We start from the raw sequence: 21,268 nt of genomic DNA on the forward strand, positions 1-21,268 counted from the left end.
TTACGTAAAGACGCTTATAGCATGGCCGCGCCAAACACACCCGCACTGTCGCCAAGCTTGGGTTTCAGGAAGCGCGTATTGATCTCGCCGGAGTTGAACACGTATTTTTTGGCCCGTTCGATGCCTTCCGTATACAGCAGATCGACGTTGCCCACACCGCCCCCCAGCACAATCACATCGGGGTCGAGTACGTTGATGATGGTTGAAATACCTCTTCCGAAATATTCCAGTAGCCGGTTTACGGTCTGACTGGCATACAAGTCAGTGCCCGAATGGTAACGATCCATAATGTCGGGCATGGTTCGCTCTTCCCCGCTTAACTGCTGGTAATATTGTTGCAAAGCGGGTCCTGAAATAACCTGTTCGGTACAGCCGTGTTTGCCGCAGTAGCAGGGATAGCCGTTCTCTTCCAGAATATTGTGGCCCCATTCTCCGCCGATTCCCTGAAAGCCATTCAGCACGAAGGGCTGGCCATCCCGGCCCCGGACAACAAAGCCACCCCCGACGCCGGTCCCCATAATAACGCCAAACACTGATTTATAATCAGGCACTACGTCGGGCACAATGCCCAGCGTAGCTTCGGCCAGGGCAAAGCAGTTGGCATCATTGGCGACTTCGATGGGTAAACTAAGCAGCCGGGCCAGATCCTGCTTCATCGGCTTTCCATTCAGGACTGTGGTGTTGCAGTTTTTCATGGTCTGCCGGGCCGGATCGAAGGTGCCGGGGGTGCCAAAGCCAATCCGTTCCGGAACCTGATCCGTCTCGGCTTTCAGCATGTCAATAAGTTTGACAATCTGATGAAGGATGTGATCATAGCCCTGGTGAGCTTCTGTATCAATACGTTTTCGGATGAGAACAGCGTCGGGTGAGGGTGCGCTCAAGACAACTCCCTCGATTTTAGTGCCCCCTAAGTCGATACCCCAATACGTTTGCATTCTTACTAGTGCGAAGTCTGATGGAATGGAATAAACCTTGTATTGAGCGGGCTTTTTCGGAATTTCGCCCTCACAACACAATTTGTAGTCAAAACAACACCCATAAATCCGAAATCAAAAACAGAAATGTTAACTCCCGGACAGAAGGCCCCTGATTTTACCTTATACAATACCGAGAAGCGCGAAGTCTCGCTTCATAGCTTTAACGGGAAACATGTAATCATTCTGTTTTTCCCGATGGCTTTTTCGAGCGTATGCACCGCCGAGCTTTGCGAACTACGGGACAACATCAGTACCTACGCCGATTTACAGGCCGAGATTATCGCTATTTCCGTAGACTCGCCCTATACGCTGGCCAAATACAAACAAGACCAGCAGTTGCCATTTACGTTGCTCTCTGACTTCAACAAAGAGGTGTCGCAGGCCTACGATACGTATTACGAGACATTCACCATGAATCTGAAAGGCGTCAGCAAGCGCTCGGCTTTTGTTGTTGACCGCAACGGGCTGCTTCAGTACGTCGAAGTGTTGGAGAACGCTGGCGAGGTGCCTGATTTCAACGCTATTCAGGAAACGCTGGCGAGGCTGAATTAATATTTGTCGGAGTCTTTTTTCAACTGCTGGCAGTGGGTTATTACCGCGCTGGCTATGTATCGCGCATTCAATGGCCTGGTATCACAATTTCTTTCATGGATTACCCCAGCAAGCCTGGAAGGCGGCACAGACCGAAGCCCAAACGCAGCTCGACCTCGAACTGCTCGTCGAAACCCTGGAGTTTGGCCCTGGCGACCGGCTGCTGGATATCTTCTGCGGCTACGGTCGTCATGCTCTGCCGCTTGCCCGCCTGGGGACGCATGTAACCGGCGTGGATATATCGACCGAATATGTTGAAGAATTACGGCAGTTGGCGGCAGCCGAAAAACTTATGGTTAATTCCGTTGCCGCTGATTTTATGACCGTCCCGCTCGCCGAATTAACGGCCAATGGCCTTTTCGATGCGGCTTATTGCCTGGGAAACAGCTTCAGCTTTTTCGCCCATGCCGAGATGAAACAGTTTCTAAAACAGATCGCTGATTCGTTAAAACCGGGCGGGCGATTTCTGGCGCATACTGAAATGATTGCCGAGTCAGTGTTACCGGATTATCAGCACCGAAGCTGGCAGCCCGTAGGAGACATTCTGTTTTTGGTTGATAATGAGTATGATCCCATCGAAAGCCGCATCGACTCGCATCTGACGTACATCAGCAATGGCGATCAGCATACCCGCCTAGCGCAGCATTACGTGTATACATTGGCTGAACTAAGTCGGCTGTTTACCGAAGCGGGCTTGTTGATACTCGACTACTACGGAACCGTCGATGGAGAGCCGTACGCGCTGGGCGACGAAGCGGTTTGGCTACTGGCCGAAAAAACGTGAGGAGTGGTAGTTGGCAACTGCTCAGTTGGTTAACGGATTATATGAAAAAAATAACCGTCTATAAATCAGGTGTTTATAATACGTAAAGAAGAGGGATTATAAATTTATTTAGAAAAGTTGCATTTAAGTCTGACAAATTCACCATAAATCTGTAGTTTTCAGACAGTTTAACACCGTTAACTGAGAAACGATAACCTAGTTTTATGGAGATCATCGAGCGTAAGCCGCGCAGTCGTGAGCAGACCCGCTCCGGCATTGTGGGAACGGCCAAAGCCATTGCCCGCCGGGAGGGCTGGCAGGCTGTGTCGATTCGGAAAATTGCGGATGCCATTGAATATAGTGCCCCTATTGTTTATGAATACTTCGACAGCAAGGATGTTTTGTTGGACGAAATTCGCAATGAGGGCTTTCGCCACCTCTATCAGGAATATGACCGCATCCTGAAACTGTACCGCGATCCGGAAAAGCGCCTGTACGAGATTTCACTGATTCAGTGGGAGTTTGCCAGCCAGCAGCCCGAAATTTATCAGGTCATGTATAATCTGGACGGCGCGTACTGCACAATGCCCGTGTACCAGTCAGATGCCATGCAGTCGGTCAGTTCCATTGTTTGCGAAATCATCTTCTCGTTTATTCCCAAATCGAAAGAAAGCATAAAGCGGTTGTATTTTGAGTGGTGGTCTATGTCGCACGGCATGATTACACTGGCGATGCTGCTGAAGAATCAACAACCCCTTGAGCAGTCTGAGCAGGTATACCGCGAAACGATGCGCCGGTTTGTGCGCGGTCTCCGTTAACCTGATTCTTAGTTAATGAATGAGCGGCTATTCAGGTGTATAGTCTGCTCGTGCTACGTCTTTACAATATGCCCCGCCCCCGAATTATTTATGTGTACGATGCCCTGTGCGGCTGGTGCTATGGCTTCAGTCCGGTCATGCGTCGTTTTCAGGCTACCCACGCCGATGCGTATGATTTCGACGTCCTGAGCGGGGGGATGATGACCGGTTCGCGGGCGAAACCCATAGCCGCGCTACGCTCGTTTATCGAACAGGCCCATAAAGTTGTGGAAGAGCGAACGGGTGTTCAGTTTGGCGAGCCGTACCTCACCCAACTGCTCCAATCGGACACCTACATTGCTGACTCGGAGAAGCCGGGGATGGCGCTGACGCTCTTCAAAGCGATAATGCCGGATCGGGCGGTTGACTTTGCTGGTACGTTACAGACCGCTCTGCACCGGGATGGAATTGATCTCAACGTCGATAGCCAGTACGGTCCCCTCGTTGATGCGTTCGGGATTGATCCCGACGAGTTTGTCGCGCACCTGAACGACCCGGCCATTAAAGAACAGACCTGGGCTGAATTCAATCTCGTATCGCAGTACGGCATCAATGGCTTTCCCTCCGTTCTATTCGATACGGGAAGCAACCTGTTTCAGGTTGCCAGAGGGTATATACCCTACGAACAACTGGAGACCAACATAAACCGGGCAAAGCAACAGGCCTGACCTGAATAAGCGTGAGTCAAATTAGTGCGGAAAGTTCGTCAGTGCATCGGTAGGTTCTTTACCTTGCCCCCCATCACATCATCGACACCGTGCTGGATGATAAACGCGTTGGCGTCGATCTCGCCCACAATTCGGCGCATTCGACTTAGCTCCAGCCGGGTAATCACCATGTACAGCATAGTGTCAACGTCCTGGTGACGGCCGTGTTTCCCGAAACCTTCTTCGCCTTTTAGAATCGTTACGCCCCAGCCTAACTCAACAATCCGATCGCGTATGGCCAGATTGTGCTTGGAAATAATGAGCACGGCAGTATATTCTTCAATTCCGTGGACAATAAAGTCGACTGTTTTGGAGGCCGCGAAATACGTAATCATGGAGTACAGAGCCAGGTTGATGCTCAGGAAAAAAGCCGCAGCGCCAAAAATGATTACGTTGAGCAGCAGAATAACGTCGCTCACTTTCAGCGTGGCGCTACTCCGGCTGATCAGTAAGGCCGCAATTTCGGTGCCGTCGAGTACAGCGCCACCCCGTATGGCCAGCCCAATGCCTGCGCCAATAAAGAACCCCCCGAAAATAGCGGTGAGCAATAGATCTTGCGTAACGTCGGGATAAGGAATTACGGTTAGGCTGAGCGAGAGACCCGCAATGGCGGCAATACTTTTAATGGCAAAGGCCCGGCCGAACTGACGGTAGCCCAAGCCAATAAACGGTACGTTGAGAACAAGCAGCCAGATGGCCAGCGGAATGTTGAGCAGGGTAGCCAGCAGCATGGATATACCCGTTACGCCCCCGTCGATAAAATGGCTTGACAAGAGAAACCCTTTCAGACCCATCCCCGCGCTGAGAACTCCAGCCACGATAAACAGGATATCTTTAATCTGCCGGAATAGGGTAGCGCGGTTAGCCATCGTCTGCTAGTATAAGCCTTCGATGGACAGATAACGTTCACCGGTATCGTAGCAGAATGTCAGAATCCGGCTGCCCGGCGGCAGGTCGGACAGTTTTTGGGCGACCGCGGCCAGTGAGGCTCCCGATGAGATGCCAATGAATAAACCTTCTTCTTTGGCCGCCCGATGCGCCCAGGCGAACGCATCGTCTTTGCTGACCTGAATGGAGCCGTCAATTGACGTAGTGTGCAGATTCTGGGGAATAAATCCGGCTCCGATGCCCTGAATGGGGTGAGGTCCCGGCGCGCCCCCGCTGATGACCGGCGACAGCTCGGGTTCGACGGCATAGGCTTTCAGGTCCGGGAAGTGTTCTTTCAAAACTTCCGCCACGCCCGTAATGTGGCCGCCCGTGCCAACACCTGTGATGAGTGCATCGAACCCATCGGGAAAATCCGTTAAGATCTCCTGCGCGGTGGTGCGCTTATGCACCTCGATATTCGCCGGATTTTCGAACTGCTGGGGCATCCAGGCTCCGGGTGTTTCGGCGACCAGTTCATGCGCCCGTTCGATGGCTCCGCGCATCCCTTTCTCCCGCGGGGTCAGGTCAAACTGGGCTCCATAGGCGCCCATGATCTTACGCCGTTCGATACTCATCGACTCCGGCATGACCAGAATCAACTTATAGCCTTTCACCGCAGCCACCATAGCCAGCCCGATACCGGTGTTGCCCGACGTTGGTTCAATAATCGTACTGCCGGTGGTGAGCTGCCCCTTTGCTTCTGCGTCTTCGATCATGGCCAGGGCAATCCGGTCTTTAATACTGGCACCGGGATTGGCCCGTTCTAGTTTTATCCATACCTCGTGATCAGGGTAGAGCCTGCTCAGGCGGACGTGGGGAGTTTGACCAATAGTCTCTAATATCGAATTGGCTTTCATGGGTTGTTGGAGAGCGTATAGAAAAAGAGTAAAGAACGGGCCGCAGTACGTACTTCCCGCACAGTGCACTCGCTTTAGTTGACTGAATTATATGACGAAATTGATGGGCTCGTTCGATTCCAGAGACTTGAGCCGGACATCGGTCTTGTGTTGGTTATAGACCAATGAGTACGGTTCAACGCTTTGGGTAAGCCAGACGTTACCCCCAATCACTGAATCATGCCCCACAACGGTATGCCCGCCCAGTATGGTGGCGTTCGCGTAAATCACTACGTTGTTTTCGATGGTTGGATGCCGTTTTTTCTGCGCCATTGACTTGGCAACATGCGTGGCTCCCAGCGTTACGCCCTGATAAATCTTAACGTTCTCACCGATAACCGTCGTTTCGCCAATGACAACGCCCGTACCGTGATCAATAAAGAACGACCCGCCGATCTGAGCGCCGGGGTGAATGTCGATGCCGGTTTGCCCGTGGGCGTATTCCGTCAGCATACGGGGCAGTAGCGGTACGTTCAACTGGAGCAACTCATGCGCGATGCGGTAGACGGCGATGGCGTAAAATCCCGGATACACCGCAACCACTTCCTCGATGCCGATAGCGGCCGGGTCGTTGTCGGCAATGGAGTGTGCATCGAGCAGCAGGTTATCATAGATCCCCGGCAATTGCTCAAAGAACCGTTCGGCGACAACAACCGGACTTTCGGCCATGTTGCTTTCCAGCGGACGAAATAGACAGATCAACTGATCCTGTAATTTCTGGTACGTTTCGTCGACGTTTTGCGAGGCTGACTGACAGTCTTGGGTAACGGGAAAAAGCAACCGCATCAACTGATCGATGAATCGACCCGCGTCGGGGCGGGACGGTAATTTGTAGCGATACTGAGCTCGTTGAGTTAGCAGATGATCGAGAAACGTACTCGTAGCGGTGGTCATGACAAGGCGTTTGACGTAAGAACCGATAGGAAGAAAGCTGTTTTATGAGCGATAACCGACGTAGTGGAATCCAGTCCCCGTTATGAGGAAACACTACATCACTGACTGCTTCGTTTAAAGGCTGGTTGCCGTTCGCAAACCGTGCAGATCGCTGATTTTGAAACAAAAAGCAGACCACAAAGTTCGGCGTAAACAATTGGAACCCGATTTGTAGTGCAAAATAAGAAACAAATGGAGCGCATCATCATGTTCAGTAAAGCTATATCTACGTTTATGATCTCGCTGGTGGCAACTTCGGGGGTATCCTGGATGCTATCGGCGGCTTGTCAGCGTACAAAAGAACCTCAGACCGCAGCAGTCGATTCGACGGGCGGGGTCGTAGGCGTAGCGAGACCGTTGGCTGCCCGCGCGGTCAATGCCTATCCCAAGCTAAGCTTTCAGTCGCCGGTGGAGTACACCTACGCTAACGACGGCACCAACCGTGTATTTGTGGTGGAGCAGGCCGGGCGAATTCGCGTGTTCGATAACGCAGAAGGAACGGCATCGGCTGGTACGTACCTCGACATCCGCAACAAGGTCGCCTACGGGGGCGAAATGGGGTTGCTGGGTCTGGCTTTTCACCCGAACTTTAAGCAGAACGGCTTTTTCTACGTCAACTACACCAAAGACAATCCACGCGAAACGATCGTGAGCCGGTTCAAGGCGTCGTCGGCGGAGGCCGGTCAGGCCGATCCCGCATCGGAAGTTGTTTTGTTCCGATTTGCCCAGCCCTATTCCAATCACAACGGCGGTAAGCTCGTGTTTGGTCCCGACGGGTATTTGTACGTTTCGACCGGCGATGGCGGTAGCGGGGGCGACCCCCAGGATAACGGCCAGGATCGCAAAGCCTGGCTCGGTAAGATCTTGCGGGTTGACGTAAACAGTACCGAAAAAGGTCAATACGGTATTCCGCCTGATAACCCATTCAAAGGCAATAAAGAAGGAGCGCTGGAGGAAATATACGCTTATGGACTACGTAATCCCTGGCGCATGAGTTTCGACGAGCAGGGCCAGTTATGGGTCGGGGACGTTGGGCAGGGAGCCATCGAGGAAGTTGATATAGTTACGAAAGGCGGGAACTACGGCTGGCGGGTCAAAGAAGGCCGGTCGAACTTCAAATCCAGCACCAAAGGCGACGGCAGCAATTCAATTGACCCCATCTGGCAATATACCCACGACAACGGCGACGTATCAATTACGGGGGGCGTAGTGTACCGGGGGCAGCAGAATCCCTCGTTAAAAGGTAAATACATCTACGCTGATTACGCCAGCGGTCGTGTCTGGGCCTTGACGGCATCAGGCAACAAAGCCACCAACAACCAGGAGATTATCTCACGGGCGGGTACTATATCGGCCTTTGGCGAAGATCAGAAAAACGAACTGTACTTGTGCGATTACTCGTCAGGGCAAATCCTGAAGCTGACCACAAATTAAACTGACATCGCTCTTTTGGTAAAGCCCGGCTTACTCAAGTCGGGCTTTACTTTTTCTGGTAAAAATTTGGATTTAATAAATAGCCCCAGTATGTTACGACCAATTCTTAACCTAAACTCTGTTCTCGCTAATGGACGTTACGTCCCGCGACCTGTTGAATGCGGATGAACTATTGGCTGAACCGCTCATGCCCACCCGGTGGACAAAACGGTTGGCCATTATGTTCATCGACCTATTCTTCTTCTACATCATTGTCTTGCCTACTTTCTTTATTCTCGCGCTGATCAACCCGACGATTATCGATGTGATGGCGAATATCAATCCCCTGGTGGAGCGGTTGGTCGTTACGCTTCTGCTGGTCACCTATTACATCCTGTTTGAAGGGTTGCTTGGGAAAACGCCGGGTAAGCTCATTACCCGAACGAAAGTGGTTACTACCGAAGGCGAGACGCCTACGTTAACGCAACTGATTGGCCGGAACCTGGCCAGGGTCATTCCGCTCGATGCCCTCACGTTTATTCGGTCAACTCCCGTCGGTATGCACGATCGACTGGCGGGGACGCTGGTTGTCGACGATCGGCCCCGGCGCTCGTTTGACCAGTCAATGGCAAATCTGAGCGAGTAACCTCTAATTTATAGCTTATCTATACTAACTACTGGGAAGTGCTTGGCTGACGCTCAGCTTTTTTTATTACGTTGGCAGCGAGACGGGTTCGATGAAAACCTGCCGGATGGCGGGCTGAGCCGCCTGAATGGTTTGCCGGATTCGGTTGATACCCCGCGTGAGGTCTTTCGTGCTGAGATCTGGTTTAAAAGCTACCTCCTGAATAAGCACAATGTCGTCGGGCCCCATTTGAAACGTAAGGGTACGCACGCATCGGACAACAATAGGATCAGCTTCGGTAAGCGTAATGGTTTGGCGAACGATGCGCGGATCGGCTCCTTCGCCCATCAGCAAACTGCGACTTTCGCGTACCAGCAAAATAGAGACAGCCGTTAACAGACAGCCGATCAAAATCGAAGCAATCCCATCGAGGTACGGATTCTGCAGCTCATACCCCAGGAACACGCCCAGAAAGGCGATAATCAGCCCTAATACGTCGGAGGCATCCTCGAACAGCACAACAAACGTAGCGGGGTCTTTGCTGGCTTTCACCGCCGACCAGAACGGCTGATTTCCCCGCTGGGCGTTAAACGCCCGTAGAGCCGTCACGAGGGAGGTACCATCCAGCACGATCGAAACGCCCAGAATGATGTAGTTCCAGTGCGGGTCTTTAATGAGCGTCGGGTGTTGTATATGGGTAACGCCTTCGTAGAAAGAAACGCCACCACCCACGGCGAAGATCAGGAGCGAAACTATGTATGACCAAAAATACAGCTCTCGCCCGTACCCAAATGGCCGTTTCGCATCGGCGGGCCGCTGACTTTGCTTCAATCCCAACAGCAGTAGGAGTTCATTGAGCGTATCAACCAGCGAGTGGATGCCTTCGGACACCATAGCCGAACTGCCGGTCAGGCCAGCGGCAATGAACTTGGTAATGGCAATAATCAGATTAGCCCCCAGGGCGGTGTAGATTGCGGTTTTCGTCGACGCCATATCCGGTCTTAACCGTTTACTGAACCATCTGGTTAGGCGATCTTCGTTGACGGTCAGAGTGACTTTGTCCGTTAAACGGCATTGGTCCGCAACCAGCCAGGAATGTATCGGTTGCCTCACTATCTTGCCAGCCAAACAAAACGTTATTTATCGTTATGGCCACAGTATTAGTAACGGGTGCCGCGGGTGGTTTAGGCCGGGTTGTCACGCGAAAGCTGCTTAGTTTAGGACATCGGGTAATTGCCACGACTCAGCCGGGTAGCGACCCCCATCGTCTTGCCGATCAGGGGCCGGGCGAGTTGATTACGTATCAGGTCGACCTGACAGATGCTGGACAAACTGAATCCATGATCAAACAGGCCATTGCTGAGAAGGGGCCTGTCGACTGCGCGGTGCTGCTGGCCGGAGGGTTCGCGATGGGTTCGCTGGCCGAAACAAATAGTACACAGCTCGACCAGATGCTGACGCTGAACTTCAAAACAGCGTATCATGTCGTACAGCCGTTGTTTGCGTACATGACCGAACAGCAGCAGAGTGGTCGGTTTTTGCTGGTGGGTGGCCGACCGGCGCTGGATGCAAAAGCTGGTAAGAACATGGTCGCCTATGCCTTGTCGAAATCGCTGCTGCTGGAGTTATCGGCGCTTATCAATGCTTCGGGGCAGGCGCAGGATATTGTTTCGACGGTACTGGTGCCAAGTACAATCGATACGTCGGCAAACCGGGAAGCGATGCCGCAGGCTGACTTCACAAGCTGGGTAACCCCGGATGATTTAGCCGACATCATTACGTTTGTTTTATTCGACAAGGGCCAGGTGCTGCGTGAACCGGTGCTAAAAGTGTATAACCGAGCCTGAAAACGACCAAATCGTTACGTATATACCCCGCCGAATAAATAAATGCATGACGGTTTGCTTGTGCGCCCGCTTTTCAGGTATTTAGGCGCGCACCGAGTTACATCATTGTATATTAAGTTACTCCTTATATAAACCTGTTCCTTCAATGAAAAAACTTATCCTCACCAGTACAGCCCTGTTCGGGCTTGCCATTGTCGCCCATGCCCAATTTGTTAATCAGGTAGGCAACCAGCAGGTGGCTCTGCAGGAACAAACCGGCAACGATCAGACTGGCACCATCAACCAGGTTCAAAGTCCCAACGACCCAAATCGGACCAACTACGGCAACTATGCCATCACCTTCCAAGGAATTCCTAACAACACCGGTCCTAACACCGCTACCATCAACCAGAACGACGGGTCACAGGGCAATCGGGCGGGCATCGCCCAGGGTGGAGGCAACAACAGTGCGTTGATCGAACAGAACGGTGGTCCTGATGGGTTGAGTGGAGGAACTACCTCTGCTTCGGCCACGATTGGGGCGGCTGGGGGCGATGGCAACTTCGGGGGCATCCTCCAGCAGGGAGTCAACAACATCGCCGTGCTGAGCCAGCGTAACAACAGCCGTCAGAACGGATCAGAGATCTACCAGAACGGCTTGGATATTAGTGGTTACACTAACACGGCGGTGGTGATCCAGTCTAACAACTCCCGCAACAACGATGCCTTCATCTTCCAGGGATACTCGGCTCAGAACGTAGCAAGCATGGCCGTATCAGGCAACCAGGCTTACATCTACCAGGGACGTACGTATACGTATAGCGAGCCCATAACGGCAGAGTCAGTCGACAACTACGCGACCATCACCCAACTAGCCAACGCCAGCCAGGCCAGCATTGTACAGGGCGGTACAGTAAACCGAGGAGCGGGTAGTTCGTATGGCAGTGTAGCCACGATTCTTCAACAGGCAGATGTATCTGTCGCCAGCATTAACCAGGGTGCTGATAGAGGACGGTCGGTTGGTAGCCGGGCGAGCATCATACAAACGGGGGGACCAAGGCCATGGATTAACATTTACCAGGGGTATGGCGAAACCGGTTCTGATCAGGGCAGCACTGTCAGTATAAGTTCTGCTTCGGCCAATGGTTTTTCTAACATATACCAAGGCTATCGGGGTACAACCCAAGGCAATCAGGTTACTATCCAGCAGACAGATAGGAGTAGTGCTAGTGTCGTTCAGGGGAGTGGTGTAGGCTCGTCCTCAATCAATGATCGGGTCACCATCATCCAGAACGGAATAGGTAGCATAGTGAATGTATACCAGAATAGTACCGGCTCAAACATATTTCCTAGTCCCACACCAGGCGTCAGTATTGGTCAGAGCATTGGTCGTGACAACACCGCTTCCATTCTACAAGCCATTGGGGTAAGTAACAGTCAGGCTGTTGTCGATCAGGGTACAGCCTTTAGCGCAACAGAGGTGCTACAAGTCAACGGCAACCTAGCCGCCATCAACCAACTAACTGGCAATAACCTGAGGGCTTCAGTCACCCAGGGCGGCAACGCTGGCCGAGGAATACCCTCCGCTACGGCCTTCACCCCACCCGTACCCTTTGGGGGGAATGGTACTATCGTGCAGCTGGGAGGAGTGGCTACCAACAACTCGGCTAGCATCACCCAGGCCGGGGGCGACAATCACAGTGCCAACGTCTATCAGGGGGGAGTAGCCAACTCGGCTCAGGTGACTCAGCTAGGAGGCAACTCCTCACAGGCCCTGATCGTGCAGGCCGAGAAGACTCGGGGCAACCAGGCTCTGCTCACCCAGACCTCATCAGGTGAACGGAACACGGCCATCATCTACCAGTTTGCTAACGTGGATGGGGAAGGTATGGGAGCAGGCAACACCGCCCTGATCAGTCAGTTGACAGGTTCGGATAACATCGCTCTCATCCAACAGGGCGTGCCGGGGGGCGGCACCGTCTCAAGTGGCAATTACCTGCGCATCAGTCAGAGTGGCAACGCCAACCAGGCCCGCATGGCTCAGGTCGGCAACAACAACTACGCGGACATCACCCAGAACGGCAATAACAACCGGTTAGTGGATGCCTTGGGCACGGCGGGTAGTTTTGCCACCCAGCAGGGCAACAACAACCGGCTGACGCTGATCCAGAACGCGGGCAGCGGTCCGGGTCAGACCTACAAGTATACCCAGATCGGCGACAACAACACCCAGGTCGTGAACCAGAATGCCAACTAAGATCAAAGGCGACTACCCGATGCAGCTTCTCAGTAATTGGGTAGTCGCTGTTCGTATTTCTTCCATAAACCAACTCATTTAATGAAAAAACTTATCCTCACCAGTGCAGCTCTATTTGGGCTTGCCATTGTCGCCCATGCCCAAGTCAACCAGGCAGGCGACCAGCAGTTTGCCGAGCAAAACCGGGCCAATGCCCAGCAGACCGGCGTCATCAACCAGGTGCAAGGCACTTCGGGCACGAATTACGGCAACTATGCCATCACCTTTCAGAGTGGACCCGCCGGAGCCAGCACCAACACGGCCAACATCAACCAGAACGATGGGGCACAGGGCAACCGGGCGGGCATCGCTCAGATTGGCGGCAACAACAACGCCTTGATCGAGCAGAACGGTGGTCCTGATGGGTTGAGTGGAGGAACTACCTCTGTGTCAGCTACGATTGGGGCGGCTGGGGGCGATGGCAACTTCGGGGGCATCCTTCAGCAGGGAGTCAACAACATCGCCGTGCTGAGCCAGCGCAACAACAGCCGCCAGAACGGATCAGAGATCTACCAGAACGGGCTGGATATTGGGGGGCTCACCAACACGGCGGTGGTGATCCAGTCTAACAACTCCCGCAACAACGATGCCTTCATCTTCCAGGGATACTCGGCTCAGAACGTAGCGAGTATGGCCGTCACCAACAACCAGGCATACATCTACCAGGGGCGTACTTACACTTACCTAGAGCCCATAACAGCCGAGTCGGCCAACAACTACGCGACCATCACTCAGCTAGCCAATAACAATCTGGCCAACATTGTACAGGGCGGTACCAGATCGATATTTAACCTACGGGCGGGTAGTTCAGATGGTAGCGTAGCCACGATCCTTCAACAATCGGATGGGACGGTTGCCAATATTAGTCAGGGTGCGGATGGAGGAAAGTCGGTCGGTAGCCGGGCTAACATTGTGCAAACGCAAGGTCCACGCATTGTTGATGATATTTATCAAGGATATGGAACGACTGGCTCAGATTATGGGAGTACTGCTAGTATAATTTCATCAGGCTCTTCAACCTCCAATAAAGGCAGTTCTATTTTTCAGGGCTTTCAGGGAAGGACCGAGGGCAGTCAGGTAACTATTCAGAATACAGGGGAAAATGTTTCTCAGGCAATTCAGGGGGGCGGAGTTGGCTTTTCATCCATTAATGACAAAGCCAGTATCGTTCAGAATGGACAGGATAATATAGCCGTTACATCGCAAAATAGCTCCGGCGCGAATATTTACACTAATCCCACCCCACCCCCTAGCGTAGGTAATAGCACAGGCCGGGATAATACAGCCACTATTTTACAGGCCGTTGGGGTAAGTAACAGCCAGGCTAATATCGGTCAGGGTAGGGCTTCTGTCGCAGGCGAGGTGCTGCAAGTCAACGGTAACCTGGCCTCCATCAACCAATTGGCTGGCGACAACCTGCGCGCTTCGGTTACTCAGGGCGGTAGCGTGGGGGTTAATGCCATCCCCTTCGGAGGGAACAGTTATATCCTGGCGTTGGGAGCAGTGGCTACCGATAACTCAGCCAGCATCACCCAGGCTGGGGGCAACACCCATAGTGCCAACGTCTCTCAGGGAGGAGTAGCCAACTCGGCTCAGGTGACTCAGCTAGGGGGCAACATTTCGCAGGCCCTGATTGTGCAGGCCGAGAAGACTCGGGGCAACCAGGCTCTGCTTACCCAGACCTCCTCAGGAGAACGGAACACGGCCATCATCTATCAGTTCGCCAATGTGGATGGGGAGGGGCTAGGTGCCGGTAACACCGCCCTGATCAGTCAACTGATGGGCTCGGACAACATCGCTCTCATCCAACAGGGCGTGCCGGGGGGCGGCACCGTCTCAAGTGGCAATTACCTGCGCATCAGTCAGAGTGGCAACGCCAACCAGGCCCGCATGGCTCAGGTCGGCAACAACAACTACGCGGACATCACCCAGAACGGCAATAACAACCGGTTAGTGGATGCCTTGGGCACGGCGGGTAGTTTTGCCACCCAGCAGGGCAACAACAACCGGCTGACATTGATCCAGAACGCGGGCAGCGGTCCGGGTCAGCTCTACCGCTACACCCAGATTGGCGACAACAACACCCAGGTCGTTACCCAAAACGCCAATTAAGATAGGATGGGGTGAGCGATTATGAAGTTTTTCGTCCAGCTTGTGTACAAGCTGGACGAATTTTTTCAACGATGTTGATTTATATTCAGTCGAGTACTAGGTGTGAGGTTAGATAGAAAAAGAACCAGATCAGGTATTTTTAAGGCGTGCTGGCTGACACTACTGAATATTTCTCAGACTCTGCAGGAAGGATGGACAAAAGCATCGCTTATTTTGAATCGCCCCTTGGGCTGGTCTGTATCACCGGCAACGGCGAGGGGGTTAGCCGCATATCTTGTACTGATGTCGTGGCTGATGCGCCCAATTTAGAATTGCCGATAGCCGCACCCGTTCAGCAGGCGGTAAGCCAGTTGCAGGAATACTTTGCCGGGGCGCGTCAGACCTTCGATTTTCCGATCAATCCGGCGGGTACATCCTTCCAGCAACAGGTCTGGCGGGCCCTGCTCAACGTACCGTTCGGGACCACACTGTCGTATCTGGCTCTAACCCGGCAAATTGGCGATGAAAAGGCGATTCGGGCGGTGGCGGCTGCGAACGGTAAAAACCCGCTGTGGATTGTCGTCCCCTGCCACCGCATCATCGGCTCCGATGGCTCACTCACGGGGTACGCCGGTGGCTTATGGCGCAAGCAGTGGCTGCTTGAACACGAAGGCTGCTTCAAGCAAATGCGGTTGTTTTAGTGTAGTAGACGTTTATAGTAGAACAAACAACTTAAAGATTGGACCAAACTTTCGTTGCTGCTTCAAGGCGAAACGAACAGGTAAAACTAGCACTGGCACCTCATCAATAGGCGGCCTCAAAGGTGCTCTTCGACAAATTTTCGGCTAAAGTCTTTAATTTCGTCGCGCACCTGACGGAAAGAGGCTACAGCGTCAACGCCGGGCTGGTGTCCTGGGTCGGTGAAGCTGTAGTGAATCTTTTGCGCCGATGATGAAAAAATCGGACACTGTTCACGGGCGTTGTCACAAACCGTTATCAGATAATCAAACGCAATAGCGCTGTACTCGTTGGCATGGTTTGATGTGTGATGTAAAATGTCGATACCATCTTCGGCCATCACTTGCACGGCCAACGGATTAATACCTTTAGGGTCAATGCCGGCACTATAAACTTGGGCGCGGTCACCGGCAAAGTGCTGTAAATAGCCCTCGGCTAATTGAGAACGGGCGGAATTGCCAGTACAAAGCACCAGAATTTGAGTTTGTTTCATAGCTATTTCTCGGCGTAAACGGTGATGCTATAAACGCCTTTGTCTTGCTGGCGATAATCAGCAATTTCGGCGGCTGTCAGATAGCTTAGCAGCACATCGTCCGGCAAAGTGATTGCCCGTTCTTTTTGAATGGTAATGTTTTTAAATCCGGCTTCCTGCACCAATTGCAGATAGGCATCTTTTTGGATGGCTCCCGATACGCAGCCAACGTACATTTCTGCGTCACGCTGCAAGTCTTCCGGCAGGTCGCCTTTTAGAACGATGTCGGAAATGCTGAAATGACCACCTGATTTCAAGATGCGGTGTGTCTCTGCAAAAGCTTTGCGCTTGTCAGGAACAAGGTTCATCACACAATTACTCACCACTACATCGGCCAAATTTTCAGGCAAAGGCATGTCTTCAATGTCACCATAAACGAACTCGACATTGGTATAGCCCAAAGCTCTGGCGTTCTGACGAGCCCGGTCGATCATGGCGGGGGTCATGTCCAAACCGATCACGCGGCCTGTTTCGCCTGTTTCAGCACGGGCCACAAAGCAATCATTGCCAGCGCCGGAACCAAGATCTACCACCACGTCACCAACTTTAATTTGGGCGAACTGTGTCGGTAAACCACACCCCAGACCCAGATCAGCTTCGGCTACATAGCCCTTTAATGCGTCGTACTCCTGCGCCATGACAATAGGTACATTGGCGACTATGTCGGGGCCACAGCAAGATGTTGGACCGCAGCAGCTTCCGGTTTGGGGCTGTTCGGCAATCGCGCTATATTTCTGGCGAACGACTTCTTTAATTTGATCAGTTGTCGGCATATTTTTTCTTATTGTTATATTGTAATATTACGATGGAAGAGGGTAAAAAAGTTAGCTGATTAACAGCAAACAAGTCCAACAGTTGGGTCGAGCAGTGCGCCAAAAACTTGACGGGCTTCTTCCCAAACGGGGGGATTTATACAGTAGCACACACGGGGCGGTTTAATCTCACCCTGTATAATGCCGATGCGTTTCAGTTCTTTCAGATGTTGTGAAACGGTCGCCTGGGCTAATTCCAGTTCGTCTACCAGGTCACCACATACACAAGCTTTTCGCTCGATCAGTAACTGTAGGATGGCAACTCGCGCCGGATGAGCAAAAGCTTTTGCCAGCTCCGCAATACGGTTTTGCTGTTCAGTAAATATTTCGGTTTTGGTAATTCCCATGCCACAAAAGTAGTAGAAAAATTGTTTATTGTAATATTACGATGAATAATTTTTTGCCAATACCCAGGCTGCAACCCTTGTCCGCCTTATCCGAAAGGCCGTATGACAGAGCGAATCACTTTTTGCTCAGTATGTCAAACGTCATAATTTCATTACAGGTCGACCCCAGGTTGCGTGCTATTGCTGGACGCTTCTCACAGTTTAACCGCTATTCCTGGACTGATACCTGCTTTCTTATTTAGCGTTTTCGACAAAGTAGGGCATACCTTTTACGACTTCATTAATGGATCGTCCACACCTTTCAAAATAGCCTTCGCGTAATATTCCGTCGGGATGCATCGCTGGCAATGCTATTTTCATCTTCTACGTAACGAAAGACTGGGTAAATCCTACTAAAGCCAAACAAGCCAACCTGCGCAGGTTGGCTTGTTACGTTACATCGGTCAGCTATTTAGAGCCGGTTTTGTACCATTCGTCGAAAGCGGCCAAGATGGAATTGAGCGCATATTCCCCGTTTGGCGACTCTTTGCTGTTGGCGTTGATGAACACCTGCGAGTTGGCGATGAAGGCAATCTGAACGTCGTTGCCAAAACCAATCAGCCACGATTCAAGCTGGCCGGAATTGTAGTTCTTGCCGAAGTTTGCGCCGTCTTTTACTTTGTCGGCGAATTTCCCAGGGTAGCCGCCATTCTTCGCGTAGTAACTCATGCCGCCCGGCGTAGAGCTACGAATGTCGTAACCGGCCCGGTCGTTGCGCATCATATCCGACAGGTTCTTCGGTATAATTTTCTCCGTGAAGTGGAGCGCGCTGAGAAAAGCCGCCATCTGTACGGTTGTCATGTTCCAGCCACGTTCGGCATTTGTCAGCGTCATATCACCGAAGTTAGTGCCTTTACCGCCATCTTTCGGAAATTGGTAGCAAAGCCCCGGACTGGCGTCGGTCGGTTTGCAGACGATCGCATCCATATTGCTGCCTGATACGCCCAGTACGTTTTTCTGGCAGTAGTCTATATAGGCATCTGCATACTGTTGCGCTTGTTTACTCTCGGTATTTGCCACAACGGTGTTATTGGCATTCGAAGGCATAGGAGTAATGGAGTAACCTGCCAGGTTCGCAATGAGGAAGCGCATCAGCGCGTAGTTTGCGTTGTTGTACGTTTCGGGCTTTTTCGCGTCGACCAGCCCTTCACTGACTAATTTCTTCAATCCGGCATAGTCTGAACCGTACGATCTGTCAGCGAAGCCCGAATTGTGCGTCAATAGTTGCTTGAACGTAATGGTTTTGATGCCAGTGCCCAGCGACCAGTGCGAAGGCAGGTACGTATGGATCAGATCATCCACGCTTTTTTGCTTAACATTCAGGGCACGTAGCAAAGCGGCTGCGGTAACGGTCTTGCTGCAACTGGCAATGTTGAATTTGTCGTTGACGAACATCTTCCGGGCATTTCCGTCTTGCGATAAACGAGCGTCGCCATTGGCGTAAATGCTTTTTTGCGATCCCTTCACCGAAATCACCAGTTGGTAACCCACCGCTTTGCCATCGAGTCGTTTAGCAATGGCTTTCGCCAGATCATCGGTATTCAGCGTAGCGCCGTTGGGGCCAACCTCTACGGTTTTGTCACAAGATTGAAGGCCAGCGGTGATCGTCAGCAGGAAAAGGGAAAGGAATAAAGTGTGCAGTTGTTTTTTCATGGTTTGTTATGCGATGCTGATTAATGTTGCCCGTATCGGAAACTGCCTTCTGCATCACTACTTTCGGTAGCGAACAGTTGAACGGAACTGCTCACTTAGTCGCTGCGGGCCAATAAATGGAAACAGAACCGGCCAAATTCTTTAAATGGGGGCGGAGGACAGGTGGGTGATCTAAAACTAAGCGTGCGCGAAAGCCGTTACGTTGTCAATCTTGCCTGTACTACATCCATGTTCGTCTCGCTTCGTTCGTTGCTATGCCTGTGTTTACTCGTGTTTACTTATTCCTGCGCCCCCCATTATCGAGGTCCGGTAACGGATCATTTCGACGGTGAGAAGTTTTTCAATCCCGGTATGCCCGAACGAGAAGGGGGAGGGCTGTTGAAATGGCTGCTTAACCGCGACAAAGGTCCCTGGCCGGAGCAACCCGACGCGTTCGTAGGCCCGAAACCTGCCACCCGCATTTTGGGAGATAGTCTGGTTGTTACGTTCGTGAATCACTCGACGTTTCTACTGCAAACCAACGGCCTGAATATTCTGACCGACCCCGTTTGGTCGAAGCGCGTCGGGCCTACCTCCTGGTTGGGTGTGAAGCGGAAGCGCCCACCGGGACTACGTTTCGACGAACTGCCACCAATCGACGTCGTGCTGTTGAGCCATAACCATTACGATCACCTCGATCTGCCCACCCTTAAGAAACTAGTTGAAGCCCATAATCCGGTATTTGTTACGCCACTGGGCGTATCGTATCTGCCAAAGTCGGTAGGCGGACGAACCCTTCGCGAACTCGACTGGAACGATACGTTACGGGTGAACGACAAACTGACGCTTACCTGCACGCAGGCCCAGCATTTCAGCAATCGGGGAATGGGTGATCGCGACGAGACCCTCTGGTGTGGGTATTTGCTCCACACGAGTTTCGGTACCACGTATTTCTGTGGCGATAGTGGCTACGGTCCTCACTTCAAACGCATAGCCGATCAGGCTACCCGTAGTCCAACAGGTCCCATTAAAGTTGCGTTGCTGCCCATTGGTTCGTATCGCCCCGAGTGGTTTATGGCCCCGGTGCACGTATCACCCGCTGGGGCCGTGCAGGCATTTGTCGACCTGAAGGCAGCTCAAGCCATCGGAATCCATTTCGGTACGTTCCAGCAGGGTGACGACGGCTTGTCGGAACCCGCTGACGATCTGCGGAAGGCGTTAAAGGCAAAGAATATTCCAGAACAGCAGTTTCTGGTACCCCAAGAAGGAAAAGCCATGACGTTTAAGTAACGTAAATTCGGTGTAGCAGAGGACTGCGTGTCAGCGACTTTTCGCTGTTAAACATCAATTCAACTCGTGTTATCTAAGAAGAAAATAGTGTTGCAGAGACAAGCATGGACATGTATCTTCAGGGATCAACAAAGCTACTACGCCTATGCTTACGCCAGACCAAACCCGCTCCCTGATTTCTGCCCTAACCGGACTGATTGGCCTGGTCATTCTTAGCGTTTTTTTACTGTTTATGTCGGCATTCCTCTTGCCGACAGAGGCTACAACGAGTAATGCCGGAAAAGGCGCTACACCAACGGCCAGTGTCAGTAAACCGGCTCAGCTCACCGAAGAGCAACTGCACGGTAAAAGGCTGTTCACCAATAACTGCGCACAATGCCACGCGGCCACCGATGAAGTCGTTGTCGGGCCTGGATTAGCCGGTGTCGAGACACGTACTCCGGGGCAAGCCTGGTTGATCAAGTGGATACGAAACTCGCAGGCCGTTGTCGCGTCGGGTGACCCGTACGCCGTTCAGGTGTATACCCGATTCAACAAAATTCAGATGTCGAGCTTCCCCAACCTGACAGATGCTGATATCAAAGCGATTCTGGCCTACATTCAAGTTGAGTCGATAGGATTGCCTACCGGAGGAGGGCGGTAAGGATGAGGTAAGGGTCTGGGCTTTCAGGCCGGAACCAATTGGTTCGCCAATCTGACCAACCCGCTCCTAAACAAAGACAGCCTGGTCTACCGAAGCAGATCAGGCTGTCTTTGTTCTTTCTTTGCTTGTAATGGCTTATTTGTCTTCGCCCTGGTCGACATGCCCATGAACGTATCCGCCGGGCAGTTCTTCCTGGTCCTCCAGCGGTGTGTCGCCTGGTTCGTGGGTTCCTTCCTGACTCAGAGTAGACTCTTGGTCATTGGCACTGCTTCCGCCCTGATCTCCTTCACCTCCTGGTGAATACCATCTTACCTTGTTCATAGCTGTTTGGCT

22 protein-coding genes are annotated in these 21,268 nt (G+C 52.2%); 12 read left to right on the forward strand and 10 right to left on the reverse strand.

The features are described from left to right. Positions 1-14 precede the first annotated feature (14 nt). On the reverse strand, positions 15-935 hold the full coding sequence (locus tag ACYVIY_RS07765; protein ID WP_460975736.1) for an ROK family protein: 921 nt from the start codon (positions 933-935) through the stop codon (positions 15-17). Between the two features lie 126 nt (positions 936-1,061). On the opposite strand from ACYVIY_RS07765, the gene ACYVIY_RS07770 reads away from it, so the two are divergent. From ACYVIY_RS07770 to ACYVIY_RS07785, 4 genes are all read left to right on the forward strand, one after another. Beyond that, positions 1,062-1,529: a redoxin domain-containing protein gene (locus tag ACYVIY_RS07770; RefSeq protein ID WP_460975737.1), complete on the forward strand. Its 468-nt coding sequence runs from the start codon at positions 1,062-1,064 to the stop codon at positions 1,527-1,529. A 70-nt stretch (positions 1,530-1,599) separates the two neighbouring features. Further along, positions 1,600-2,352, forward strand: coding sequence for an SAM-dependent methyltransferase (locus ACYVIY_RS07775; protein WP_460975738.1), 753 nt, complete (start codon positions 1,600-1,602; stop codon positions 2,350-2,352). Between the two features lie 203 nt (positions 2,353-2,555). Next, positions 2,556-3,149: a TetR/AcrR family transcriptional regulator gene (locus ACYVIY_RS07780; protein WP_460975739.1), complete on the forward strand. Its 594-nt coding sequence runs from the start codon at positions 2,556-2,558 to the stop codon at positions 3,147-3,149. A 68-nt stretch (positions 3,150-3,217) separates the two neighbouring features. After that, positions 3,218-3,856, forward strand: a complete 639-nt coding sequence (locus tag ACYVIY_RS07785; RefSeq protein ID WP_460975740.1) for a DsbA family protein — start codon at positions 3,218-3,220, stop codon at positions 3,854-3,856. A 38-nt stretch (positions 3,857-3,894) separates the two neighbouring features. On the opposite strand, the gene ACYVIY_RS07790 is transcribed toward ACYVIY_RS07785, so the two are convergent. The 3 genes from ACYVIY_RS07790 to ACYVIY_RS07800 all read right to left on the reverse strand — a co-directional run bounded on the left by ACYVIY_RS07790 (position 3,895) and on the right by ACYVIY_RS07800 (position 6,612). Continuing rightward, a complete protein-coding gene (locus ACYVIY_RS07790; protein ID WP_460975741.1) occupies positions 3,895-4,764 on the reverse strand; it encodes a YitT family protein in 870 nt (289 codons plus the stop codon). Positions 4,765-4,770: 6 nt separating this feature from the next. Then, positions 4,771-5,679 (reverse strand): cysteine synthase A, encoded by a 909-nt coding sequence (cysK, locus tag ACYVIY_RS07795; RefSeq protein ID WP_460975742.1) that lies wholly within the window; start codon positions 5,677-5,679, stop codon positions 4,771-4,773. Between the two features lie 87 nt (positions 5,680-5,766). Continuing rightward, on the reverse strand, positions 5,767-6,612 hold the full coding sequence (locus ACYVIY_RS07800) for a serine O-acetyltransferase (RefSeq protein WP_460975743.1): 846 nt from the start codon (positions 6,610-6,612) through the stop codon (positions 5,767-5,769). A gap of 231 nt (positions 6,613-6,843) precedes the next feature. On the opposite strand from ACYVIY_RS07800, the gene ACYVIY_RS07805 reads away from it, so the two are divergent. After that, the gene (locus tag ACYVIY_RS07805; RefSeq protein WP_460975744.1) at positions 6,844-8,085 is read left to right on the forward strand and encodes a PQQ-dependent sugar dehydrogenase; all 1,242 of its coding nucleotides are present in this window, start codon (positions 6,844-6,846) and stop codon (positions 8,083-8,085) included. A 130-nt stretch (positions 8,086-8,215) separates the two neighbouring features. Next, entirely contained in the window at positions 8,216-8,710 is a 495-nt protein-coding gene (locus ACYVIY_RS07810) for an RDD family protein (protein ID WP_460975745.1), read from the forward strand. A 66-nt stretch (positions 8,711-8,776) separates the two neighbouring features. Here the strand turns inward: ACYVIY_RS07810 and ACYVIY_RS07815 are convergent, their stop codons facing one another. Next, on the reverse strand, positions 8,777-9,682 hold the full coding sequence (locus ACYVIY_RS07815) for a cation diffusion facilitator family transporter (RefSeq protein WP_460975746.1): 906 nt from the start codon (positions 9,680-9,682) through the stop codon (positions 8,777-8,779). 155 nt (positions 9,683-9,837) lie between these two features. Between ACYVIY_RS07815 and ACYVIY_RS07820 the strand changes: the two genes are divergently transcribed. The 4 genes from ACYVIY_RS07820 (at position 9,838) to ACYVIY_RS07835 (ending at position 15,603) form a co-directional block, all read left to right on the forward strand. Further along, the gene (locus tag ACYVIY_RS07820) at positions 9,838-10,536 is read left to right on the forward strand and encodes an SDR family NAD(P)-dependent oxidoreductase (protein WP_460975747.1); all 699 of its coding nucleotides are present in this window, start codon (positions 9,838-9,840) and stop codon (positions 10,534-10,536) included. Positions 10,537-10,681: 145 nt separating this feature from the next. Further along, positions 10,682-12,772 (forward strand): beta strand repeat-containing protein, encoded by a 2,091-nt coding sequence (locus tag ACYVIY_RS07825; RefSeq protein WP_460975748.1) that lies wholly within the window; start codon positions 10,682-10,684, stop codon positions 12,770-12,772. 81 nt (positions 12,773-12,853) lie between these two features. After that, positions 12,854-14,923 (forward strand): beta strand repeat-containing protein, encoded by a 2,070-nt coding sequence (locus tag ACYVIY_RS07830; protein ID WP_460975749.1) that lies wholly within the window; start codon positions 12,854-12,856, stop codon positions 14,921-14,923. A 191-nt stretch (positions 14,924-15,114) separates the two neighbouring features. Further along, positions 15,115-15,603: a methylated-DNA--[protein]-cysteine S-methyltransferase gene (locus tag ACYVIY_RS07835; RefSeq protein ID WP_460975750.1), complete on the forward strand. Its 489-nt coding sequence runs from the start codon at positions 15,115-15,117 to the stop codon at positions 15,601-15,603. A gap of 116 nt (positions 15,604-15,719) precedes the next feature. On the opposite strand, the gene ACYVIY_RS07840 is transcribed toward ACYVIY_RS07835, so the two are convergent. The 4 genes from ACYVIY_RS07840 to ACYVIY_RS07855 all read right to left on the reverse strand — a co-directional run bounded on the left by ACYVIY_RS07840 (position 15,720) and on the right by ACYVIY_RS07855 (position 19,023). After that, entirely contained in the window at positions 15,720-16,133 is a 414-nt protein-coding gene (locus tag ACYVIY_RS07840; protein WP_460975751.1) for an arsenate reductase ArsC, read from the reverse strand. Between the two features lie 2 nt (positions 16,134-16,135). Then, complete coding sequence (locus ACYVIY_RS07845; RefSeq protein ID WP_460975752.1) at positions 16,136-16,945, reverse strand: arsenite methyltransferase; 810 nt, start codon at positions 16,943-16,945, stop codon at positions 16,136-16,138. A 59-nt stretch (positions 16,946-17,004) separates the two neighbouring features. After that, positions 17,005-17,331, reverse strand: coding sequence for an ArsR/SmtB family transcription factor (locus ACYVIY_RS07850; protein ID WP_460975753.1), 327 nt, complete (start codon positions 17,329-17,331; stop codon positions 17,005-17,007). Between the two features lie 447 nt (positions 17,332-17,778). Continuing rightward, complete coding sequence (locus tag ACYVIY_RS07855; protein WP_460975754.1) at positions 17,779-19,023, reverse strand: serine hydrolase domain-containing protein; 1,245 nt, start codon at positions 19,021-19,023, stop codon at positions 17,779-17,781. Between the two features lie 228 nt (positions 19,024-19,251). Here ACYVIY_RS07855 and ACYVIY_RS07860 point away from each other — a divergent pair, with 228 nt between their 5' ends. Both ACYVIY_RS07860 and ACYVIY_RS07865 read left to right on the forward strand, forming a co-directional pair. Then, the gene (locus ACYVIY_RS07860) at positions 19,252-20,292 is read left to right on the forward strand and encodes an MBL fold metallo-hydrolase (protein WP_460975755.1); all 1,041 of its coding nucleotides are present in this window, start codon (positions 19,252-19,254) and stop codon (positions 20,290-20,292) included. A gap of 145 nt (positions 20,293-20,437) precedes the next feature. After that, entirely contained in the window at positions 20,438-20,935 is a 498-nt protein-coding gene (locus tag ACYVIY_RS07865; RefSeq protein WP_460975756.1) for a c-type cytochrome, read from the forward strand. Positions 20,936-21,070: 135 nt separating this feature from the next. Here ACYVIY_RS07865 and ACYVIY_RS07870 read toward each other — a convergent pair whose 3' ends face one another. Continuing rightward, on the reverse strand, positions 21,071-21,256 hold the full coding sequence (locus ACYVIY_RS07870; RefSeq protein ID WP_460975757.1) for a hypothetical protein: 186 nt from the start codon (positions 21,254-21,256) through the stop codon (positions 21,071-21,073). Between the last annotated feature and the right edge of the window lie 12 nt (positions 21,257-21,268).

The sequence above is a fragment of the Spirosoma knui genome (genome assembly GCF_054780635.1).

Coding starts and splice junctions, on each gene's coding strand:
- ACYVIY_RS07805 (WP_460975744.1), top strand. CDS start 6,844: ATGGAGCGCATCATCATGTTCAGTAAAGCTATATCTACGTTTATGATC.
- ACYVIY_RS07845 (WP_460975752.1), bottom strand. CDS start 16,945: ATGCCGACAACTGATCAAATTAAAGAAGTCGTTCGCCAGAAATATAGC.
- ACYVIY_RS07820 (WP_460975747.1), top strand. CDS start 9,838: ATGGCCACAGTATTAGTAACGGGTGCCGCGGGTGGTTTAGGCCGGGTT.
- ACYVIY_RS07865 (WP_460975756.1), top strand. CDS start 20,438: ATGCTTACGCCAGACCAAACCCGCTCCCTGATTTCTGCCCTAACCGGA.
- ACYVIY_RS07765 (WP_460975736.1), bottom strand. CDS start 935: ATGCAAACGTATTGGGGTATCGACTTAGGGGGCACTAAAATCGAGGGA.
- ACYVIY_RS07825 (WP_460975748.1), top strand. CDS start 10,682: ATGAAAAAACTTATCCTCACCAGTACAGCCCTGTTCGGGCTTGCCATT.
- ACYVIY_RS07770 (WP_460975737.1), top strand. CDS start 1,062: ATGTTAACTCCCGGACAGAAGGCCCCTGATTTTACCTTATACAATACC.
- ACYVIY_RS07835 (WP_460975750.1), top strand. CDS start 15,115: ATGGACAAAAGCATCGCTTATTTTGAATCGCCCCTTGGGCTGGTCTGT.
- ACYVIY_RS07860 (WP_460975755.1), top strand. CDS start 19,252: ATGTTCGTCTCGCTTCGTTCGTTGCTATGCCTGTGTTTACTCGTGTTT.
- ACYVIY_RS07785 (WP_460975740.1), top strand. CDS start 3,218: ATGCCCCGCCCCCGAATTATTTATGTGTACGATGCCCTGTGCGGCTGG.
- ACYVIY_RS07810 (WP_460975745.1), top strand. CDS start 8,216: ATGGACGTTACGTCCCGCGACCTGTTGAATGCGGATGAACTATTGGCT.
- ACYVIY_RS07850 (WP_460975753.1), bottom strand. CDS start 17,331: ATGGGAATTACCAAAACCGAAATATTTACTGAACAGCAAAACCGTATT.
- ACYVIY_RS07870 (WP_460975757.1), bottom strand. CDS start 21,256: ATGAACAAGGTAAGATGGTATTCACCAGGAGGTGAAGGAGATCAGGGC.
- ACYVIY_RS07790 (WP_460975741.1), bottom strand. CDS start 4,764: ATGGCTAACCGCGCTACCCTATTCCGGCAGATTAAAGATATCCTGTTT.
- ACYVIY_RS07780 (WP_460975739.1), top strand. CDS start 2,556: ATGGAGATCATCGAGCGTAAGCCGCGCAGTCGTGAGCAGACCCGCTCC.
- ACYVIY_RS07815 (WP_460975746.1), bottom strand. CDS start 9,682: ATGGCGTCGACGAAAACCGCAATCTACACCGCCCTGGGGGCTAATCTG.
- cysK (WP_460975742.1), bottom strand. CDS start 5,679: ATGAAAGCCAATTCGATATTAGAGACTATTGGTCAAACTCCCCACGTC.
- ACYVIY_RS07840 (WP_460975751.1), bottom strand. CDS start 16,133: ATGAAACAAACTCAAATTCTGGTGCTTTGTACTGGCAATTCCGCCCGT.
- ACYVIY_RS07775 (WP_460975738.1), top strand. CDS start 1,600: ATGGCCTGGTATCACAATTTCTTTCATGGATTACCCCAGCAAGCCTGG.
- ACYVIY_RS07800 (WP_460975743.1), bottom strand. CDS start 6,612: ATGACCACCGCTACGAGTACGTTTCTCGATCATCTGCTAACTCAACGA.
- ACYVIY_RS07830 (WP_460975749.1), top strand. CDS start 12,854: ATGAAAAAACTTATCCTCACCAGTGCAGCTCTATTTGGGCTTGCCATT.
- ACYVIY_RS07855 (WP_460975754.1), bottom strand. CDS start 19,023: ATGAAAAAACAACTGCACACTTTATTCCTTTCCCTTTTCCTGCTGACG.